This window comes from Actinomadura sp. ATCC 39365 (genome assembly GCF_054392275.1).
The window spans coordinates 5,943,598-5,961,720 of the sequence record NZ_CP184335.1 but is presented as its reverse complement, the minus strand read 5'-3'; the positions used below and the strand labels follow the sequence as shown (position 1 = coordinate 5,961,720).

The 18,123-nt window shown below is 74.6% G+C and carries 16 protein-coding genes; 11 read left to right on the top strand and 5 right to left on the bottom strand.

All coding sequences use genetic code 11. From position 1 onward, the window contains the following. The first annotated feature begins 60 nt into the window (after positions 1 to 60). Entirely contained in the window at positions 61 to 390 is a 330-nt protein-coding gene (locus ACNF49_RS29040; protein WP_482939433.1) for an ArsR/SmtB family transcription factor, read from the top strand. Between the two features lie 85 nt (positions 391 to 475). On the opposite strand, the gene ACNF49_RS29035 is transcribed toward ACNF49_RS29040, so the two are convergent. The 4 genes from ACNF49_RS29035 to ACNF49_RS29020 form a co-directional block, all read right to left on the bottom strand. Further along, on the bottom strand, positions 476 to 931 hold the full coding sequence (locus ACNF49_RS29035; protein ID WP_357986723.1) for a hypothetical protein: 456 nt from the start codon (positions 929 to 931) through the stop codon (positions 476 to 478). 125 nt (positions 932 to 1,056) lie between these two features. Then, positions 1,057 to 2,061 carry an ArsR/SmtB family transcription factor gene (locus ACNF49_RS29030; protein ID WP_357986726.1) on the bottom strand — a complete coding sequence of 335 codons (1,005 nt, stop codon included), beginning with the start codon at positions 2,059 to 2,061 and terminating at the stop codon, positions 1,057 to 1,059. A 27-nt stretch (positions 2,062 to 2,088) separates the two neighbouring features. After that, the gene (locus ACNF49_RS29025) at positions 2,089 to 2,304 is read right to left on the bottom strand and encodes a hypothetical protein (RefSeq protein ID WP_482939432.1); all 216 of its coding nucleotides are present in this window, start codon (positions 2,302 to 2,304) and stop codon (positions 2,089 to 2,091) included. 168 nt (positions 2,305 to 2,472) lie between these two features. Continuing rightward, the gene (locus tag ACNF49_RS29020; protein WP_482939431.1) at positions 2,473 to 3,303 is read right to left on the bottom strand and encodes an SDR family NAD(P)-dependent oxidoreductase; all 831 of its coding nucleotides are present in this window, start codon (positions 3,301 to 3,303) and stop codon (positions 2,473 to 2,475) included. A gap of 115 nt (positions 3,304 to 3,418) precedes the next feature. Between ACNF49_RS29020 and ACNF49_RS29015 the strand changes: the two genes are divergently transcribed. Together ACNF49_RS29015 and ACNF49_RS29010 are read left to right on the top strand one after the other, a co-directional pair. Next, positions 3,419 to 4,000 carry a TetR/AcrR family transcriptional regulator gene (locus tag ACNF49_RS29015; RefSeq protein ID WP_357986738.1) on the top strand — a complete coding sequence of 194 codons (582 nt, stop codon included), beginning with the start codon at positions 3,419 to 3,421 and terminating at the stop codon, positions 3,998 to 4,000. A 110-nt stretch (positions 4,001 to 4,110) separates the two neighbouring features. After that, a complete protein-coding gene (locus ACNF49_RS29010) occupies positions 4,111 to 4,365 on the top strand; it encodes a hypothetical protein (RefSeq protein WP_357986741.1) in 255 nt (84 codons plus the stop codon). Here ACNF49_RS29010 and ACNF49_RS29005 read toward each other — a convergent pair. Beyond that, positions 4,359 to 5,123, bottom strand: coding sequence for a thioesterase II family protein (locus ACNF49_RS29005; protein ID WP_482939430.1), 765 nt, complete (start codon positions 5,121 to 5,123; stop codon positions 4,359 to 4,361). The genes ACNF49_RS29010 and ACNF49_RS29005 overlap by 7 nt on opposite strands. An 82-nt stretch (positions 5,124 to 5,205) precedes the next feature. Between ACNF49_RS29005 and ACNF49_RS29000 the strand changes: the two genes are divergently transcribed. The 8 genes from ACNF49_RS29000 to ACNF49_RS28965 all read left to right on the top strand — a co-directional run bounded on the left by ACNF49_RS29000 (position 5,206) and on the right by ACNF49_RS28965 (position 17,857). Next, positions 5,206 to 5,409 carry an MbtH family protein gene (locus tag ACNF49_RS29000; RefSeq protein ID WP_482939429.1) on the top strand — a complete coding sequence of 68 codons (204 nt, stop codon included), beginning with the start codon at positions 5,206 to 5,208 and terminating at the stop codon, positions 5,407 to 5,409. A 5-nt stretch (positions 5,410 to 5,414) separates the two neighbouring features. Next, complete coding sequence (locus tag ACNF49_RS28995; RefSeq protein WP_482939428.1) at positions 5,415 to 8,546, top strand: non-ribosomal peptide synthetase; 3,132 nt, start codon at positions 5,415 to 5,417, stop codon at positions 8,544 to 8,546. Continuing rightward, a complete protein-coding gene (locus ACNF49_RS28990; protein ID WP_482939427.1) occupies positions 8,521 to 9,336 on the top strand; it encodes a methyltransferase domain-containing protein in 816 nt (271 codons plus the stop codon). Before ACNF49_RS28995 ends, ACNF49_RS28990 begins: the two co-directional genes overlap by 26 nt. A gap of 421 nt (positions 9,337 to 9,757) precedes the next feature. Then, complete coding sequence (gene lanL / locus ACNF49_RS28985) at positions 9,758 to 12,310, top strand: class IV lanthionine synthetase LanL (protein WP_498703153.1); 2,553 nt, start codon at positions 9,758 to 9,760, stop codon at positions 12,308 to 12,310. A 274-nt stretch (positions 12,311 to 12,584) separates the two neighbouring features. Beyond that, positions 12,585 to 14,054 carry an alpha/beta hydrolase family protein gene (locus ACNF49_RS28980; protein ID WP_482939426.1) on the top strand — a complete coding sequence of 490 codons (1,470 nt, stop codon included), beginning with the start codon at positions 12,585 to 12,587 and terminating at the stop codon, positions 14,052 to 14,054. 87 nt (positions 14,055 to 14,141) lie between these two features. Further along, a complete protein-coding gene (locus tag ACNF49_RS28975; protein WP_189652211.1) occupies positions 14,142 to 14,264 on the top strand; it encodes an ALQxL family class IV lanthipeptide in 123 nt (40 codons plus the stop codon). A 90-nt stretch (positions 14,265 to 14,354) separates the two neighbouring features. Beyond that, on the top strand, positions 14,355 to 16,094 hold the full coding sequence (locus ACNF49_RS28970) for an ABC transporter ATP-binding protein (protein ID WP_482939425.1): 1,740 nt from the start codon (positions 14,355 to 14,357) through the stop codon (positions 16,092 to 16,094). Beyond that, on the top strand, positions 16,091 to 17,857 hold the full coding sequence (locus ACNF49_RS28965) for an ATP-binding cassette domain-containing protein (protein ID WP_482945603.1): 1,767 nt from the start codon (positions 16,091 to 16,093) through the stop codon (positions 17,855 to 17,857). The genes ACNF49_RS28970 and ACNF49_RS28965 overlap by 4 nt, the downstream gene beginning before the upstream one ends. Positions 17,858 to 18,123 lie beyond the last annotated feature (266 nt).

Below are 18,123 nucleotides of genomic sequence, written 5' to 3'. Positions count from 1 at the left end.
GCTTGTCCATATATCCATCTATTGATAGCGTGACGGGTGTGCGGAACACAGGGGGCGACCATGCGTGAGGTGTCACAACCGGCCACCGAGGCCATCCGGCTGGTGGAGGTCCTGCACGCCCTGGCCGACCCCGTGCGCCTCGACCTCGTCCTGCGGCTCGACCGGATGGGCGAGGACTACTGCAACGCCATCGGCGCCGACATCGACGTGCACCAGACGACGCTGTCGCACCACTACCGGGTGCTGCGCGAGGCCGGCGTGACGTGGACGAAGGTGCAGGGCCGATCCCGGCTGGTCCGGCTGCGCCGCGAGGACCTCGACACCCTCTTCCCCGGCCTGCTCGACTCCGTGCTCGGCGCGCAACGCCGCACCCGCGACACCGACGGGTGACCCCGAGGTCTCCGGCATTCAGGATCACCCTCATGCCGGAGACCTCGCCCCTCGGCGATCTACGACACGAACACCGCGGCGACCGCTAACACCACCAGTCGGTCAGGTAGGAGACGGTGGACCCCTTGGGGCGCCCGCCGGCCCGCATGCAGACGACTTGACTGGAGCTGGTCCGCAACCCGTTGCCGTAGTTCCTGCCGCCGCTGATCGTCCGCAGGTCGCACTGCCGCCAGTTGCGCCCGCTGTCGATCGAGTAGTCGACCCAGATGGCGTCGCCGTCGTTGGAGTTGACGATGCGCGCCCACGCGTACTGATAGCCGCCGACGTTCCCGGAGCGCAGTTCCAGCGTCTGGCCGTTCGGCATGGCCTTCTGCGCCCTGGTCGCGGCGCTCGTGGCATTCGACGGGCTGGTCATGGACGGGCACGAGGGCGGCACATCCGCCGTCGCGGCCTGCGCGGCGCCGACCGCGGCCGCGGACGTCAGCACCACCATGGCCGCCGACAGCACGACCGTCTTCAGAGCGGTTCCCGTTACGTTCATCGCGAGCGTGTCCCTTTCGGTGGGGGATTCCTGCCACGACGATGTTCGAACGGCGGCCCCGGCCGCAGGTAGGGCCTTCGAGCGTGGTCGAAAGCCCCAGGCGACAGCCCGCCGGGCCGTCCGGCTCAGTTCGCCGCGGGCAGAGCCCCGTTCAGCAGGGACAGGCCGAGCGGCGTCAGCAGGTGCAACACCGAGCCGCCCTGCCGGCGCGAGACGACCAGGCCGCTGTCCCGCAGGACCGACACATGATGGCTGGCGGTCGCGGCGGAGATCGACAACCTCCTGGCCAGGTGCGTCGTCGTGCAACCGCGGCCGACCTCCTCCAGCACGGCCGCCCGGGTCGGGCCCAGGAGGGCGGCCAGCGTGCCCGCCCGCCGCGACGAGCCCGCGGCGCCGTGCCCCCACAGGGCGAAGGCGTCGGCGGGATCCCGTAGAGCCGGGTAGAACAACACCGGCGCGTCGTCCGGACGGAAGCCGTCGCAGCTGAACAGCGGCAACCGGCAGAACACCGACGGGATCAGCACGAGCCCTCGCCCGTTCAGGTGCACGTCGATCGTCTGCGCCGTGAACCGGGTGGGCACGTCCAGCGTCATGTCCCGCCAGACCAGGTCGGGGTGGAGCGTGGACAGCAGGCGTTCGGCGCCTCCCCGCGCCATGACGCCCGCACGGGTGGCGACCTCCGCCTCCAGGTGCGCGCGCAGCGGATCACGGTACGGGCCGAGCAGCGCGGTGCACGCCTCCCGCACGGCCGCCACGAAGTGCCCGCGCGCCTCGGCGTCGTCGGGCAACCGCCGCGACCAGGAAGGCAGGTCTCCGTACTGCCCCCACGAGTCCAGCTCGGCCCGCACCGAACCGGCCCGCACCCCCAGGATCCGCTCCACCCCCTCCTCCACATGCGCCCCCGCCCCCGCCAAGGTGTACACGTCGAACGGATGAACGCCCTGCGCCAGACCGGCCAGCAACCGAAGCGAGTCACGGGGCGTCACCCCCCGCCGCCACGGCTCGAACAGCGCCCCAGGCCGCCGCCTGGCCATGACGTTCAGCGCGAACCAGGACTCCATGACCGGGCCGGGCGACGCCTCGAACCGTAACCGGGCCAGATCCTCACCCGTGAAATGAAAGCGCCACATACTCCATCCATCGTCCGAAGCGAACGTTCACCGGCACGGCCAGGAGGCGAGCAGGCCCGCGGCGCCGTCGAGCGTCGACCCGAGCAGCGACCCCAGATACCAGGGCACGTCGGTCAGCCCCATGACGAACGCGACGGCCCCCCGTAGCGAAACCGGCCACGGCAGGCCGAGCAGATCGTTCCCGAGCGTGGAACTGCCGTGCAGCCACAACCCCCACGCGTCGAAGTAGCCGATGTCCGTCACGAACGGAGCATAGAAGCGGGCCACGGCGACGCCTAGGTCTGTCGGCGCCTGGTTCTCGCCGGATGGATCTTGTGAGTGAACCTCGGACGGCGCCTTTACGTTGTAGATTCATTGGGGACGCCGGCGCTCAGCCGGGCGCAGAGGTCCCACACCGCGTGCTGGTTTCCGTCAGCGCGAGATCAGTTCCTGCGTGAGCTCATGGAGGCGTAGTGCGTCTTCCCGGTCGAAGGCGCGGCCGTCCAGCGGCAGCCGGCGCCTGCCCCAGTGGGCGGTGAAGGGCTCGGCCGGCGGGTCGTCCAGGAGGGCGGTCATGGGCACCGTCGCCTTCGGCACCGATGCGGCGAACAGGGTGAACAACGCCCGCGTCCCCGCACGCAGCGGTTGCGGCAGGCTCGCGGGCATGCCGGTGGAGACCACGCCGGGGTTGTAGCCGACGTAGGAGACCCCGCTGGCGGCGTGCAGGACGCCGAAGGCGACGCCGAGGAGGTCGTTGGCCCGGAAGGACTGCAGGGTGGCCTTGGTGCCGCTGTAGGCGCGGGTCAGCTGCAGGTCGTCCCAGTGGATGCGGCCCAGCGGCACGCCGGGTGTGCCCACGTTCATGACGACCGGGCGCCGCGCGGCCCGCAGCACGTCGTGCAGGCCGTGGCTCAGCACGAAACGGCTGAGGTAGGCCAACGCGAAGCTGTGCTCGAAGCCCTCGCCGGTGGTCGCGCGGCCGCCGAGGAGCCGGTAGCGCTGGGCGCAGAGGATCAGCTTGTCGACGACCGGATGGTCCGCGGCGAGGCGTTCGACGACGCCCCGGCAGGCGGCCAGCGAGGTGAGATCGGCGCGTACGAACGTGGCCCGCCCGGCCGCCAGGGCCCTGGCCTCCGTGAGCAGGGCCTCCCCTTTTCCGGCGGTGCTGCCCAGGGCCACCACGTGAGCGCCCTGCCGGAGGTAGTGAAGGGCCAGCCCCTTGCCGAGCCCGTCGGTGCCGCCAGTGATGATCACGGTCTGCATGTTCACCTGCTCTCGTCGGCACATCCACCGAAGTGGATATGTCATATCCGCTTACGTCAAGGAGCCTAACACGAAGCGGATATGATGTATCCAGTTAGTCGACGGACGGGATGCCATGAGCGAAGAGACACCGGCGCTGCGCCGCGACGCCGAGCACAACCGGCAGCGCACCCTGGCGGCGGCGCGGGAGGTGTTCGCCGCGCGCGGGCTGCAGGCCACGCTCAACGACGTCGCCCACCACGCGGGGCTCGGCGTCGGCACCGTCTACCGCCGGTTCCCCAACAAGGAGGCCCTGGCCGAGGCCGTCTACGCCGGCAAGCTCGACGACATCCGCGCCGCGGCGCAGGCCGCGCAGGCGGCGCAGGACGCCTACCAAGCCCTGCGGGCCTTCATCGAGCACGCCCTGGAACAGGCCGCGACCGACCGCGGGCTGCGCGAGCTGATGCGGCGGGGCGCGGGCGAGAGCGAGCTGATCGAGCGCGCCCGGGAGGGCATCGCCGAGTCCTGCGGCCGCCTCATCACCCGCGCCCAGGACCAGGGCACGCTGCGCGACGACATCACGGTGGGCGACATCGCCCCCATCGTCTCGATGATCGACTCGGTGATGGACCTGCCGTCCTCCGGCGCCGCGCAGCCGTGGCGCCGCTACCTCGCGCTCATCCTCGACGGCCTGCGGACCGGACGGAGCACGCCCTGAAGGCCGGGTTAAGGAGGCCGCCGCACCCTTAAGGACGGCCCACAAGTGTTTCCCAAGTCTCCTGGCACATCTTGACGGCAGAACGCCGTTCCCTGAGGAGAAGAGGAAACATGAGCATTCGACGTCTGACCGCGGCGGCCCTCGTCGCCGGCGGGCTCGCTTTCGGCGCCGTCACCGGCTCCGCCATGCCTGCGTCCGCCGTGTCCGCATCCGCCAGCTCCGGGTCGTGGCACTTCGCCGGGTACTACCAGTACCGCGACCAGTGCGTGCGGGCCGGTTTCACCGCCATCACCAGCGGGGGCATCGTCCAGGATTTCCGGTGCGAGGTGTCCGGTTCGCGCTTCGCGCTCAGCCTTTTCTACTGATCGACCTGACGGCGGCGGCCCGTTCCGCCGCCGCCGTGCAGGTACCGGGTGATGATCTCCATCACCTGCTCCCGCCGGGACACGAGGTAGAAGTGATCGCCCGCCAAGGTGTCGACGGTGAACCCGGCGCGGGTCAGCTCGCCCCACAGCGGCACCCGCTCCGGCACGACATCGTGGTCCGCGTCCCCGTGGAGGGCGTGGATCGGGCAGTCCAGCGGCGCTCCCTCCCGGTGCTCGTACGCCGCGACCGCACGCAGGTCGCTGCGCACGTAGGACAGGACGATCTCCAGCAGTTCGGGGTCGGCCAGCAGCCCTGGGTCGGTCCCGTTGAGCGTTCCCATCAGGCCGGCGAGCGTCTCGTCGTCCGTCTCGGCGAGGGAGCCGAGCACGCCGGCCATCGTCTGGGGCGGGTTCGCGCCGGAGACGAAGAGCCGGGCCGGCACGACGCCCCTTCCGGCCAGCTCGCGGGCCACCTCGTAGGCGACGAGGGCGCCCATGCTGTGCCCGAAGAGCGCGACCGGCCGGTCCAGCAGCGGCGTCATGGCGTCCGCGATCCGGTGTGCCATGTCGCGGAGGTCGCCGATCAGGGGATCGGCCCATCGGTCGCCCCGGCCCGGATACTGCACGGCGTGAATCTCGACGCCCGCGTTCTCGGCCCAGGACCGGTAGAAGGCCGCCGAGCCGCCCGCGTGCGGAAAACAGAACAGCCGGGCCGCGGAAAGCGGACGCTTTTCCGGGCAACGCAACCAGTCAGCCATTCCAAATCCCCTCATCAGCATGTCCGGGCGAGCGAATTATTCAACACGCCCGGCCCCGGGAACAAGCGGAAGGGAATACCTGATGGACGATTTCTGGAACCACTGCCGGGTGCTCGTGAATGACGAGGGAGCGCATTCACTGTGGCCCGCGTCCGCCGCCGTTCCCGATGGCTGGAGGGTCGTGTACAGGAACGACGTCCGGCGGAGATGCCTGGAATACATCACCGGACATTGGACCGACATAACGCCGGACAGCCTGGTCGACGCGATCGTCCCGGCGGAGTGACGCACATGGACGACGCCGGCCGGTACGAATTGCCATTGTCCGCCGCCCAGCTCGGTCTCTGGTACGCCCGCCAGCTCGCCCCGGACGGCCGGAACGACATCGTCGCCGAATACCTGGACCTCCGCGGAAACGTCGATCGGGAAATGCTGGAAACGGCTTTCCGGCAGGCCGTCGCCGAGACCGGCAGTATGCGCCTGTGGATCCGCGACGGGGACGAGGGGCCGGCCCAGGTCATCGAGGAGCACATCGAGTTCGACCTCCCGTTCGTGGACCTGCGGGACGAGGAGGCGGCCGAGGAGCAGGCCCGCAAGTGGATGCGCGCGGAGTGCGGCCGGCCGATCGAGCTCGACCGTCCCCCGCTGTTCTCCGCGGCGCTCATCAGACTGGCCGAGGACCGCTTCTTCTGGTACCAGCGCGTCCACCACCTGGCGATGGACGGCTACGCGGCGGCGCTGTTCGTCTCGCGCATGGGAGAGATCTACACCGCCCTCCTGGCCGGCGACGTGGCCGCGGAGTGCGATTTCGAGCCCCCTCGGACCATCCTGGAGGAGGACCTGGCCTACCGGGGATCGAGCCAGTCGGCGGCGGACCGCGAACACTGGCTGTCGCTGTTCCCCGACGGCCCCGTCCCGTCGAGCCTGGCGACGCGACCGCCCGCGCCGCCCTCGTGGGACTTCCTCCGCGAGACGACCACGCTCCCGCCCGCGGCCACGGAGGGCATGCGCGCGGCCGCCCGGCGGCTGGGCACGAGCTGGCTGACGCTGGCGGTCTCCGCGGTCGTGCTGTACGTCCACCGCATGACGGGCGCGACCGCCGTCGTCGTGGGCCTGCCGGCCGCCAACCGGCGGTCCGCCCGCCTGCGCAGGACGCCGGGCAACGTGGTCAACGTGCTCCCCGTCAGATGCGCCGTGGACCCGGACGCGCCCCTGCCGGAGCTCTTCCGCGGCGTCTCGCTCGCCATGCGCCAGGCCCTGCGGCACCAGCGCCACAGGTACGAGGACATGCTGCGCGACCTGGGCGTCGTCGGCGGCGAGGCGAGGCTGTTCGGCCCCACGGTCAACATCATGGCGTTCGACCAGCCCCTGAGGTTCGCCGACCACGACGTCACCGTCGAGAACGTGTCCAACGGGTCGATCGACGACCTGTCCATCATGATCTACGACCGGCCGCACCGGGGCGATCTCCGGGTCGACGTCAACGCGAACCCCGCCGTGTACGACCCCGGCGACGTGGTCCGCCACGCCCGGCGCCTGACGGACCTGCTCGCCGGGATCCCGGCGCTCGATCCCGGTACGCGGATCGGGGACGTGGACGTCATGCCGGCCGAGGAACGGCGGCAGGTCCTCCTCGACTGGAACGACACGGCGGCCGCCGTCCCCGAGGCGACCCTGCCGGAGCTGTTCGAGGCCCAGGCGGCGCGGAGCCCGGACGCCACGGCCGTGGAGTGCGAAGGGCGCACGCTGACCTACGCGGAGCTGGACGCGCGCGCGAACCGGCTGGCCCGCCGCCTGGCCGGCCTGGGGGTGCGGCCGGAGAGCACGGTCGCGCTGCTGCTCGGCCGCTCGGCCGCGCTGGTGGTGGCGACGCTGGCCGTGGTGAAGGCCGGCGGCGCGTACGTGCCCCTGCATCCGGGGCAGCCACCGGCCCGGCTCGCCCGGACGATCGCCGACTGCGGCGCCTCGGTGCTCCTCACGGACCGGCCCGGGACCGGACCCGAGCTCGGCGGGGAAGTCCACGTCATCGTCGTGGACGCCGGCCCGGCCGCGGAGCCCGGCACGCCGCCGCGGCCGGCCCGGCACCCCGACGGGCTCGCCTGCGTCATGTACACCTCCGGCTCGACGGGCACGCCCAAGGGCATCGCGGTCACGCATCGCAACGTGGTGGCGCTGGCGTACGACCGGTGCTGGACGGGCGGCGCGCACCGGCGCGTGCTGATGCACTCCCCGCCCGCCTTCGACGCCTCGACCTACGAGTTGTGGGTGCCGCTGCTCAACGGCGGCCAGGTCGTGGTCGCGCCGGAGGGCGGGGCGGACCACCAGTCGCTGGCACGGGTGATCAGGGACAGCGGCGTGACGGGGCTGTTCCTCGCCGCGGGCCTGTTCCACCTGCTGGCCGAGGAGTCCCCCGGATGCTTCGGGAACGTGCGCGAGGTGTGGGCGGGCGGTGACGTGGTCTCCCCCGCCGCGGTGGGCCGGGTCACCGGCGCGTGCCCCGGCACGGTCGTGGTCAACGGGTACGGCCCGACGGAGACCACGACGTTCGCCACCCGGCATCGCGCACCGGCGACCGGCGGGACGTTCCCCATCGGCCGCCCCATGGACAACACCCGGGTGTACGTCCTGGACGGCGACCTGCGGCCGGTGCCGCCCGGCGTCGTGGGCGAGCTGCACATCGCCGGCGCGGGCGTGGCCCGCGGCTATCTGGGGCGTCCGGGGCCGACCGCCGAGCGGTTCGTCGCCTGCCCCTTCGGCCCGGCGGGCGAGCGGATGTACCGGACGGGCGACCTCGTCCGGTGGCGGGCCGACGGCGCTCTGGACTTCGTCGGCAGGACCGATGACCAGACCAAGCTCAGGGGCTTTCGCGTCGAGCCGGCAGAGGTCGAGGCGGCCGCGGCGCGGCACCCCGAGGTCGCGCGGGCGGCGGCGGTCGTGCGACCGACGGGCTCCGGGGACCGGCGGCTGGTGCTGTACGCCGTGCCGGCCGCCGGCGCGAGCCTGGACGCCGCCGCGCTGCGCGCGTTCGTGGCCGCGTCGCTGCCCGGCTACATGGTGCCCGCGGCCGTGGTGATCCTGGACGACCTGCCGCTGAACGCGAACGGCAAGGTCGATCGGCGGGCCCTGCCGGAGCCGGAGCCGTCCCCGCGGGCCGAGCCGCGCGCGGCGCGCACCCCGCTGGAGAGGCTGCTGTGCGACGTCTTCGCCGACGTGCTGGAGCTGGAGCGGGTCGGCGTCGACGATTCCTTCTTCGACCTGGGCGGCCACTCGCTGACGGCCTCGCGGCTGGTGGGCCGGATCCGTTCGTCGTTGCGGGTCGAGCTGCCGATCCGGGCGTTGTTCGAGACGCCGACCGCGGCCGGGCTGGCCGAGACGCTTTCGAGGAGAGGAGACCTCGGTGGACGACAAGATCTTTCAGGCTGACGTCCGTGACGGGACGCAGGCGGCGGCCGAGGAGTACCTGGACCGCATCTCCCGGCACGAGGTGGTGCGCGCGGTGCGCGCCTCGGCGCTGGACCTGCTGGCCGTCTCCCTCGGCGAACGCGTGCTGGACGCCGGGTGCGGGCTCGGCGAGATGTCCAGGAAGTTCGCCCGGCTGGTGGGACCGGGCGGGACGGTCACCGCCGTGGACCTGAATCCCGTGATGCTGGCCGCCGCCGAGCGCAGGCACGCCGCCGCCGAGCCGGGCGCCGGAACGGTCTCCTACCGGCTCGGCAACCTCGCCGCCCTCGGCTACGCGGACGCGTTCGACGTGGTGTGGTGCGAGCGGGTGCTGCAGCACGTGCCCGATCCCGACGCCGCCGTCCGCGCGCTGGCCGGGGCGCTGGCCCCCGGCGGGCGCGTGTGCGTCGTGGACGTCGACTGGAGCGGGCTCGTCATCGACGGGGTGGAGGAGTCGCTGACCCGGCGGGTGCTGGACGCCTTCAGGGAGAAGATCTCCCATCCGGCCGTCGGGCGCACCCTGCGCCGCAGGCTCGTACGGGCGGGGCTGGCCGAGCCCGAGCTGCGGGCGGTCCAGGCGGTGTCCGCCTCCCTGGCGGAGGCGGCGTCCGTGGTGCCCGTGCTGGGCAGGCAGGAGTCCGGCCTGGTGCCGGAGATCGACAGGAGCGCGTGGTTCCACTCGCTGGAGCTGGCCGACGCGAGGGGCGAGCTGACCATCGCCATGCCCGTCTACCTGGCCGTCGCGGTGAAGCCGTCTTATGACCGGACCTGAGCCGTCTTATGACCGGACCTGAGCCGTCTTATGACCGGACCTGAAAGGCGCCCGCGGGGCGCGTTAAGCGGCCATCAGTGATCCATAAGACCGCTCCGGTTCGCTGTTCACCGGCGGGCCCCGGCGGCCACCGGGAACGTCCCGAACCCGATCAGGCATGAGGTTGTGGCGTGAGCATGAGCACGACAGGCACGGACGAGCAGGTGAGCGCGGATCTCCACGTGCTGGAGGACCTCGTGCGGGCCGCCCTGCGCCGGTCCGCCGGGGACGGGTGGGACGTCCGCCACCGCGCGCCGTGGACGTACGTGGCTCCCCGGGAGGCCGGGACGCGGGACCAGGGCTGGAAGCTGCATGTGTCGGCGACGCCGCTGTCGGCTCCCGTCGTGCTGGCGCGGGCGGCCGAGGTGCTGGTGCGGCATCGGTGCCCGTTCAAGTTCGCGGCCACGTTCGCCGACCTGACCGGGCTGCTGTCCAGGAACGTCCATCGGGGATCGGCCGGCAAGTTCATCACCGTCTACCCCCGGACGACGAGGCGGCGACGGCGATCGCCGAGGACCTGCACCGGGCCACGTACGGCCTGCCGGGCCCGCCCGTCCTGTCCGACCGGGCCTACCGGCCGGGCAGCCTGGTCCACTACCGCTACGGCGTGTTCTCCGCGCGCAGCGTGCTCGACAACGACGGCGTCCACAGCTCGCCGCTGACCGCCCCCGACGGCACCTGCCAGGTGGACCGGCGCAACGCCTGGTACTCGCCGCCGGAGTGGGCCGCCTGCCCGTTCGAGTCCGGTCGGGCCCCGGTGCGGACCGCCGCGCCGGAGGCCGTCGAGCTGGCCGGCCGGTTCGTGGTGCGGCAGGCGATCCGCCACGGCGCCAAGGGCGGGGTGTTCCTGGCGGCGGACCGGCTCTCCGGCGCCCAGGTCGTGATCAAGCAGGCCCGCCCGCACATCAGCGCCACCCTGCAGGGCCGGGACGAACGCGACCGGCTCCGCCACGAGGCCGACATGCTGGAGCTGTTCGGGCCGCTCGGCGTGACGAGCCGCAAGGTCGCCCTGTTCACGCAGGGGGACAATCTGTTCCTCGCGCAGGAACACCTCGACGGCGCCGTGCTGACCGCCTGGGCGGGGCAGGCGAAGGCCGCCGATCCGGACGGCTGGCCGGGCGTGGCGCTGACCGCGGTGCGCGCGCTGGCCGGCCTGGTCGCCGCCGTGCACGGGCGGGGCTTCGTGCTGCGGGACCTGACGCCGAACAACGTCATCGTCGGCCCGGACGGCTCCTGCCGGCTGGTCGACCTGGAGATGGCCGCCGTCCCCGGCACGCCCGTCACCAAGGCCTACACCGCCGGTTACGCGCCGCCCGAGCAGGTGCGCGGGCCGATGTACGGGCCGGCCGCGCGGGCCGAGGCGGACCTGTACGCCCTGGGCGCGACGGTGCTGCACCTGGCCACGGCCTGCCGGCCGCTGCTCGGCTCCGACGAGCCGCCCGCGGGCCGCTCGTGGGACACCCGGGTGCGCGGGCTGGTCGAGGTGGCGACCGAGGGTGACGCCGTGGGCCGGGCGCTGCGGCCGATGATCCTCGGCCTGATGCGTGAGGACCCGGCCCGGCGCTGGGATCTGCGGCGCGTCGGCGCCTTCCTCGACGGCCTGGAGCCGCTGCCCGGCTCCGACCTGGCCGCCGCGCCCAGGCCGGCGACGGCCGCGGGCGCGGGCCGCCGCCTGCCCGTCGCCGGTCAGGACCGCCTGCTCCGCGACGGGATCGCGCACACGCTCCGGCGGATGAACCGCGATCCCGGCGGCCGGCGCCTGTGGCCGGTCTCCGGGTTCGGCGAGACCGCCGACCCCTGCGCCGTGCAGTACGGCTCGGCCGGGGTGCTCGCGCTGCTCGCGTCGGTCCTGGACACGTCGGCACTGCACACCTCCGTCCTGGACACCGGCGAGGTCGGGCGGGACGACGTCGCCGCCGCGCTGCGCCACGCCGCGGCCTGGACGCTCCGGCGGCTGGGCAGCGAGGCCAGGCCATCGCCCGGACTGCACTTCGGCCGGGCCGGCATCGCGTGGGCACTGCACGCGGCCGGGCGTGCCCTCGGCGACGACGCGCTGCGCGCGGCGGGCACCGACCTGGCGCTGACCCTGCCGATGTCGTGGCCGAACCCCGACGTCTGCCACGGCCTGGCCGGTACGGGGCTGACCCTGCTGCACCTCTGGCGGGCCACCGGCGACGAGCGCTTCAGGGAGCGGGCGGCACGGTGCGCGGACGCCCTGGTGGCGAGCGCCGAGCGCACCCCCGGCAGCGTGCTGTGGCCCATCCCGGAACGTTTCCCGTCCGCGCTGGCCGGCGCCGTGCACTACGGCTTCGCCCACGGCGTCGCGGGGATCGGGACCTTCCTGCTCTCCGCCGCCGCCCCGGGAGGCGGCGACCACCTGGAGACGGCCCTGCTCGCCGGGCGTACGCTGCTGGCCGCCGCCCAGCGCACCGGCGCGGCGGCCTGGTGGCCGGAGTTCCCCGGCGGCGCCGTCCGGATGACGCACTGGTGCAGCGGCTCCTCCGGGGTCGGCACCTTCCTCGTCCGGCTCCACGCCGTCACCGGCGAGCCGGACTTCCTGGACGCCGCGAAGGCCGCCGCCGTCGCCGTCCGCGCCTCCCGGCTGTCCTCGGGGACCGCGGCCTGCCACGGGCTGGCCGGTGACGGGCAGTTCCTGCTGGACATGGCCGGCCTGCTCGGCGACGAGGACTACCGCGCCCAGGCCGCGGAGCTGGCCGCCTGCCTGGAGGCGCGGGCGGTGCTGCGGGGCGGGCTGCTGGTGGTGCCGGACGAGAACGGCGACACGGTGAGCTTCGGCTGGAACACCGGTCTGGCGGGCGTCCTGGACTTCCTGCTGCGGCTGCGTCACGGTGGCCCGCGTCCGTGGACGGCCGACGTCCCGGCCCGCGTCCCGGCACCCGCGCCCGCACCCGCGCCCGCACCGGCGGGATCGTGAGCGGGACGATGCTCCGGCTGGGCTTCCGGTTCTCCGGCCTGGGGCGGTACGCCGTGTGCCTGACCGCCGAGGGCCGCCGTCCTCTCGCGCCGGAGCTCTGGGACCTGACCGGCGCGCGCCCCCGGTCCCGCGTCCTGCGTTCCTGCGACGGCGAGAGTCCCGTGAGCACCGCGGTCCCGACGGACGACGGCGCCGTCCTGCTGAGCCGCGCCGGAGGCGGGGGACGCACCGGCTGCTCCTCGTCGTCCCGGACCGGGACGGCGCGGGCGCGTCCGTGCACGACCTGGCCGCCGTCACGGGTGGCGGGCTCAGGCTGGTGGCGGGCCGCAGCGCGGGAACCGCCGCCCTGGCCTTCCGTACGACCCCGGCGGGCGGCACGGCCGTGTGGCGGCTGTCCGGCCGGGCCGAGCCGCCCGAGGTCGTGGCAGGCGTGCCGGGCCCGCTGGCCGGGGGCGTCTGGCTCGACACTTCCGGCAGGCGGCTGGCGCTGGCGGTGCCCGCCGGCCCCCGGACGCGCACGGTGGTGCTCGACCTGTCCGACGGCACCGTGGCTGCGCTCCCCGGCCTGGAGCGGCGCGAGCACCTGCTGCTCGCCGCCCCCGAAGCCGGCGTGCTGCTGACCGCCCGCGAGACCCGGGTCGGCCACCGCCTGGGCATCCGCCCGCGCGACGCGGACACGCCCACCGTCTACCCCGAGCGGCTGAACGCCGTCGAGGGCGCCGTCACCCCGCTCGCCCTCGACCCGGACGGCCGGCGGCTGGCACTGGCGGTCACCGCGGGGGTGCGTTCCCGCGCCCTGGTGTACGACCTGGCTGCGGGCGGTGTCCGGGAGGCGGGGCCGGCGACCGGCACGATCCTGCCGATGGCCGCCTGGAACGCGGGCACGCTGCGGCTGGTCCATTCCGCTCCCGGCCTGCCGCCGCACGTGGTGGCGGTCCCCGGACCGGACGGCGGCGGGACCGGGCGGCCGCACGCCGCCGCGCGCCGCTTCGACGGCCCGGCCGGACCCGTCGAAGCCGTCGTCTACGGCGACCCCGTCGCCGCCGGGCGCGTGGTGCTGGCCCTGCACGGAGGCCCCGAGTCGGCCTGGCGGCTCGGCTACGACCCGCTGTTCCAGCGGCTGGCCGACGAAGGCGTCGCCGTGGTCGCGCCCAACCAGCGCGGCAGCACCGGGTACGGGCCCGCCCACCGCGACGCGATCCGCGGCGCCTGGGGCGGGCCGGATCTGGCCGACGTCCTCCACCTCGGCCGCACCCTGACGGCCTCCCGCGGGCCCGGCGCCACCCCGCCCGTGTTGTACGGCGTGAGCTACGGCGCCCACCTCGCCCTGCTCGCCGCCGCCGCGGAACCGGGCCTGTGGTCCGGCGCCGCCGTCGTCGCGCCGTTCCTGTCCGGGCGGGAGCTCCACGCCGACGGGCCGCCGCTGGTGCGCAACATGCTCGACCGGCTCGGCGGCTGCGCGCAGATCGAGGACGACGACCTCGGGCCGCGCGACCTGATCCGGCTGGCCGACCGGCTGCGCGGCCCGTTGCTGGTCGTCCACGGCGAGCGGGACGCGACCGTCCCCGTCGGCCACTCCCGGCGGCTGCGGGACCGGCTGGCGCGGGCCGGTCCCGGCGGGCCCGAGCTCACCTACGTCGAGCTGCCCGGCGCGGGGCACGACCCGCTGACCGGACCGGACGGCCACCTCGTGCTCGACCACCTGGTCGCCTTCCTCAGCCGCCGCTCCGCGCGGCGCCCCTGATCCCCCCGGCCCGGCGCCCCCACCCGGCGCCGGGCCGGTGGCAAGGCCCGCACTCGCGGGCTCCACCCCGAGAAGAAGGAGAAACCGATGGAACTCGACATCACCGCGCTGGACATGCTCCCCGCCCGCGAGGAGTCCGGCCTGGCCGCCTGCCAGGTCTCCAGCTTCACCTGCGAGAACGAGGGCAACAGCTGCTACGTCACCAGGTGACCTGCCGGTTCCTGACCTTCTGTTAGGACCCGTCCCGGCGGTGCCGGCCCCCGGGGCCGGCACCGCGCCGATGGAGTGAAGGGACATCTCATGAACGTCGGGCACAGGCACGGCGACCGGCTCATCGCCTGGACGGCCCGCGCGACGTGGGCGCCGCTGGCGGGGACGGCCGTCGCCGCGGCGGCCTCGATCGCCGTCTCCCTCGCCCTGCCCTCGGCGGTGGGCGCGGCGGTGAACGCGGTGCTCGCCGGGACCGGCTCCACGGCCGCCTACACCCAGCTCGCGCTCCTCCTCCTGGCCGCCGCGCTCGCCGACATCGCCTCGGGCATCGCGGGGATCACGTCGGTGGCCTCCGCCACCAGGCTGCTGCGCCTGCGCGCGATCGACCGGGTGCTGCGGACCGACGCGGCGGGTGCGGGCGCCTTTCCCGCAGGGGAGCTCGTCAACCGCCTCGTGGGCAACACGGCGACCACCGGTTACGTGCCCGCGACGCTGGTGCAGATCGTGTCCGGGCTCGTCCTGTCGGCCGGCGGGGTCGTCGCGCTCTTCACGATCGACTGGCGGGTGGGCGTCGCCTTCCTGAGCGGCGTGCCCGTCGCGCTCGTCGTCATGCGGGTGTTCGTCGCCCGGGTCTCCGGCCTGTACGGCGACTACCAGCGGGCCCAGGGCCGGCTGGCCGCGCGCCTCACCGAGACCCTCGCCGGCATCCGGACGGTCCGGGCCGCGGGCACCGCCGACCGGGAGATCGCCCGCGTGCTGCGGCCGCTGCCCGAGCTGAGCGCCGCCGGGCACGCCCTGTGGCGGGCGCAGGCGCACAGCGTGTGGCGGATCACCCTGATCCTGCCGCTCGTCGAGGTCCTCGTGCTGGCCGTGGCGGGGCTCGGCGTCGCGCAGGGCCGGCTGCCGCCGGGCGCGCTCCTGGCGACGGCCGGCTACACCGCCCTGGGCCTGGTGTTCGTCGAGCAGATCGACCCGCTGCTCGGCATGGCCTTCGGCCGCTCGGCGGCGGTCCGCGTGCACGACGTGCTCGCCCTGCCCGTCCTGGCCGCCGGCACGCGGCCGCTGCCCCCTGGCCCGGGGACGCTCTCGTTCCGGGGCGTGACGGTGCGGCGCGGGCAGACGCCGCTGCTCGACGACGTCGACCTGGAGATACCGGCGGGAGCGATGACCGCCGTCGTCGGCGGCTCGGGCGCGGGCAAGACGACCCTCGCGCTGCTGGCCGGCCGGTTGGCGGACCCGGACGGCGGCCAGGTCCTCCTCGACGGCGTGCCCCTGCCCGACGTCGACCCCGGGCTGCTGCGCGACGCCGTGGCGTACGCGTTCGAACGCCCGATGCTGCTCGGCGGCGACATCGCCGGGGTGATCTCCTACGGCGCTCCGGCCCGCTCCCCCGAGGCGGTGCGCGCCGCCGCGCAGGCCGCGGCCGTGCACGACGTGATCCGCCGCCTCCCCTTCGGCTACGCCACCCCCGCGGCGGACGCGCCGCTGTCCGGCGGTGAGGTGCAGCGGCTGGGGCTGGCGCGGGCGTTCCTGCGGCAGGCCCGGGTGACCGTCCTCGACGACGCCACCTCCAGCCTGGACACGGCGACCGAGGCCCGGGTGAGCCGCGCCCTGGCCGAGGGCATGCGCGGGCGCACCCGTCTGGTCATCGCGCACCGCCCGGCCACGGCCGCCCTGGCCGACCTGGTCGTCTGGCTCGACGCCGGCCGGGTGCGCGGGCGCGGCACCCATCAGGAGCTGTGGCGGGACCCGGCGTACCGCGCCCTGTTCGCCGCCGGGCACGCCGGCACCCCCGAGCGGGACGAGGAGGACACGTGGACGTCCGCATGACCGGGGCCGCCGCGGACCGGCGGCAGGCCGTCCGGCCCTGGCGGTTCCTGGCGGGCCTGCTGCGCGCCCGGCGGCGCCCGCTGCTGACGGCCCTGGCGTGGTCGCTCGTCGAGGCGGCGCCCGCGCTGCTGGCCGGGCTGCTCGTCGCCACGGCGGTGGACCGCGGATTCCTGGCCGACCGTCCGGGCGTCGGCATGGCCTGGCTGGGCCTGCTGGGCGTGACGATGGTCGTCAGGTCGCTGGCGACCCGGCTGATGTTCCCGCATCTCGCCGCGGTGGTCGAGCCCATGCGCGACGAGCTGGTCCGTGCCGTGGCCGGGGCGGCCGTCCGCCGCGCGGCCGACGGCGGTGAGGCGCCGGACGCCGCCGCCCTCAGCCGCCTCACCGGGCAGGTCGAGACCATGCGCAAGCTGGTGTCCATGATGCTGCGCACCAGCCGTGAGCTGGGGATGTCGGTGATCGCCGCGCTGGTGGGGCTGCTCGTCCTGTCGCCGGTGGCCGCCGCCGTCGCCGCCGGGCCGCTCGTGCTGGCGCTGGCCGCGTTCGCCAGGCTGATGCCGGCGCTGACGGCCCGGCAGCGTGCGCTCATGCTCGCCGAGGAGCGGCTGACCGCGCAGGCCACGCCCATCGTGGCGGGGCTGCGCGACGTCGCCGCCTGCGGGGCGCGGGACCAGGCCACGGACACGTTGCGGGCCCTGGTGTCCGCGCAGGCCGCGGCGGCCCGAGCGCTCGCCCGGGCGGGCGCGGGCCGGCGGGTCGCCGTCCTGCTCGGCGCGCACGCGCCGCTGGTCGGCCTGCTCGTGCTGGCCCGTCCCCTGATCGAGGGCGGCCGGCTGAGCGCGGGAGAGGTGGTGGGGGCGGTGACGTACCTGTTCACCGGTCTGGAGCCGGCGCTGCGCACGATCCTCGACACCCTCGGCGGGTGGGGGGTCGGGCTCGCGGCGACCACCCGGCGGATCGCCGAGACGATCTCCGTCCCCGGCCCGGTGGCCCCGGACACCCCGGACACCCCGGACGCCGTCCCGACCGGCCACGAGCTGCGGGCCGAACGCCTGACGTTCGCCTATGCCGCACGGGCCACGCCGGTCGTGCGGGACCTGGACCTGACGATCGGCGAAGGCGGGCATCTCGCGGTGGTCGGCCCGAGCGGCGTCGGCAAGTCCACGCTGGCCCTGCTGATGACCGGGCTGCTCCGGCCCACCGGCGGCCGGGTGCGGCTCGGCGGACGCCCCCTGGCCTCGATCCCCGGCACGTTGGTGCGGAGCCGGATCGCGCTGGTGCCGCAGGAGGCGTACGTCTTCGCCGGGACGGTCCGGGAGAACCTGGCGTACCTGTGGCCGCCCGGCGACAGCCCGGACGACGAACGCCTGCGCGCGTCCGTGGCCGCCGTCGGCGCCGGGCCGCTCGTCGAGCGGCTGGGCGGCATCGGCGGGGAGATCGAGGAGCCGTCCGCGCTGTCGGCCGGGGAGCGGCAGCTCGTCGCGTTGGCGCGCGTGCACGCCTCCCCCGCCGACGTCCTGATCCTGGACGAGGCGGGCTGCCACCTCGATCCGGCCGCCGAGCTGCGCGCGGAGCTGGCGCTGGCGGCCCGCCCCGGCACCCTGGTCGTGATCGCGCACCGCATCAGCTCGGCCGCCAGAGCGCGCCAGGTCCTGCTGATGGACGGGACCACCGTGCTCACCGGCACCCACCCGGAACTGATCGACCGGTCCCCCCTGTACGCCGACCTGGTCGGCCGCTGGCACGACGACGGGACACGGTGACGGCGCGACCGGCGACCCGTCAGGCCCCGGCGGCGCCGGTGCCGGCGTCCAGCACGGACTCCAGCACGGCCAGGAAGTGGTCGACCGGCCCGATGCAGGCCACCGCCGACCCCCGGAGATGCGCCCGGCGTAGGGCAGCAACTTCTCGTACGTCGTCCAGCAGGCCGCGACGTCGCCGGCGGCGGCCTGGGCCGCGCCCTGGAGGCAGGTCATGGTCAGCCACGACCAGTCCATCGGCGGAGCGGGCCACCCCTGCCCGGCCAGGG

Excerpts from the sequence above, each read along its gene's own strand:
- ACNF49_RS29030 (WP_357986726.1), bottom strand. The coding sequence starts at position 2,061 with ATGTGGCGCTTTCATTTCACGGGTGAGGATCTGGCCCGGTTACGGTTC.
- ACNF49_RS29035 (WP_357986723.1), bottom strand. The coding sequence starts at position 931 with ATGAACGTAACGGGAACCGCTCTGAAGACGGTCGTGCTGTCGGCGGCC.
- ACNF49_RS28970 (WP_482939425.1), top strand. The coding sequence starts at position 14,355 with ATGAACGTCGGGCACAGGCACGGCGACCGGCTCATCGCCTGGACGGCC.
- ACNF49_RS29015 (WP_357986738.1), top strand. The coding sequence starts at position 3,419 with ATGAGCGAAGAGACACCGGCGCTGCGCCGCGACGCCGAGCACAACCGG.
- ACNF49_RS29020 (WP_482939431.1), bottom strand. The coding sequence starts at position 3,303 with ATGCAGACCGTGATCATCACTGGCGGCACCGACGGGCTCGGCAAGGGG.
- ACNF49_RS29000 (WP_482939429.1), top strand. The coding sequence starts at position 5,206 with ATGGACGATTTCTGGAACCACTGCCGGGTGCTCGTGAATGACGAGGGA.
- ACNF49_RS28995 (WP_482939428.1), top strand. The coding sequence starts at position 5,415 with ATGGACGACGCCGGCCGGTACGAATTGCCATTGTCCGCCGCCCAGCTC.
- ACNF49_RS28975 (WP_189652211.1), top strand. The coding sequence starts at position 14,142 with ATGGAACTCGACATCACCGCGCTGGACATGCTCCCCGCCCGCGAGGAG.
- ACNF49_RS29010 (WP_357986741.1), top strand. The coding sequence starts at position 4,111 with ATGAGCATTCGACGTCTGACCGCGGCGGCCCTCGTCGCCGGCGGGCTC.
- ACNF49_RS29005 (WP_482939430.1), bottom strand. The coding sequence starts at position 5,123 with ATGGCTGACTGGTTGCGTTGCCCGGAAAAGCGTCCGCTTTCCGCGGCC.
- ACNF49_RS29040 (WP_482939433.1), top strand. The coding sequence starts at position 61 with ATGCGTGAGGTGTCACAACCGGCCACCGAGGCCATCCGGCTGGTGGAG.
- ACNF49_RS28965 (WP_482945603.1), top strand. The coding sequence starts at position 16,091 with ATGACCGGGGCCGCCGCGGACCGGCGGCAGGCCGTCCGGCCCTGGCGG.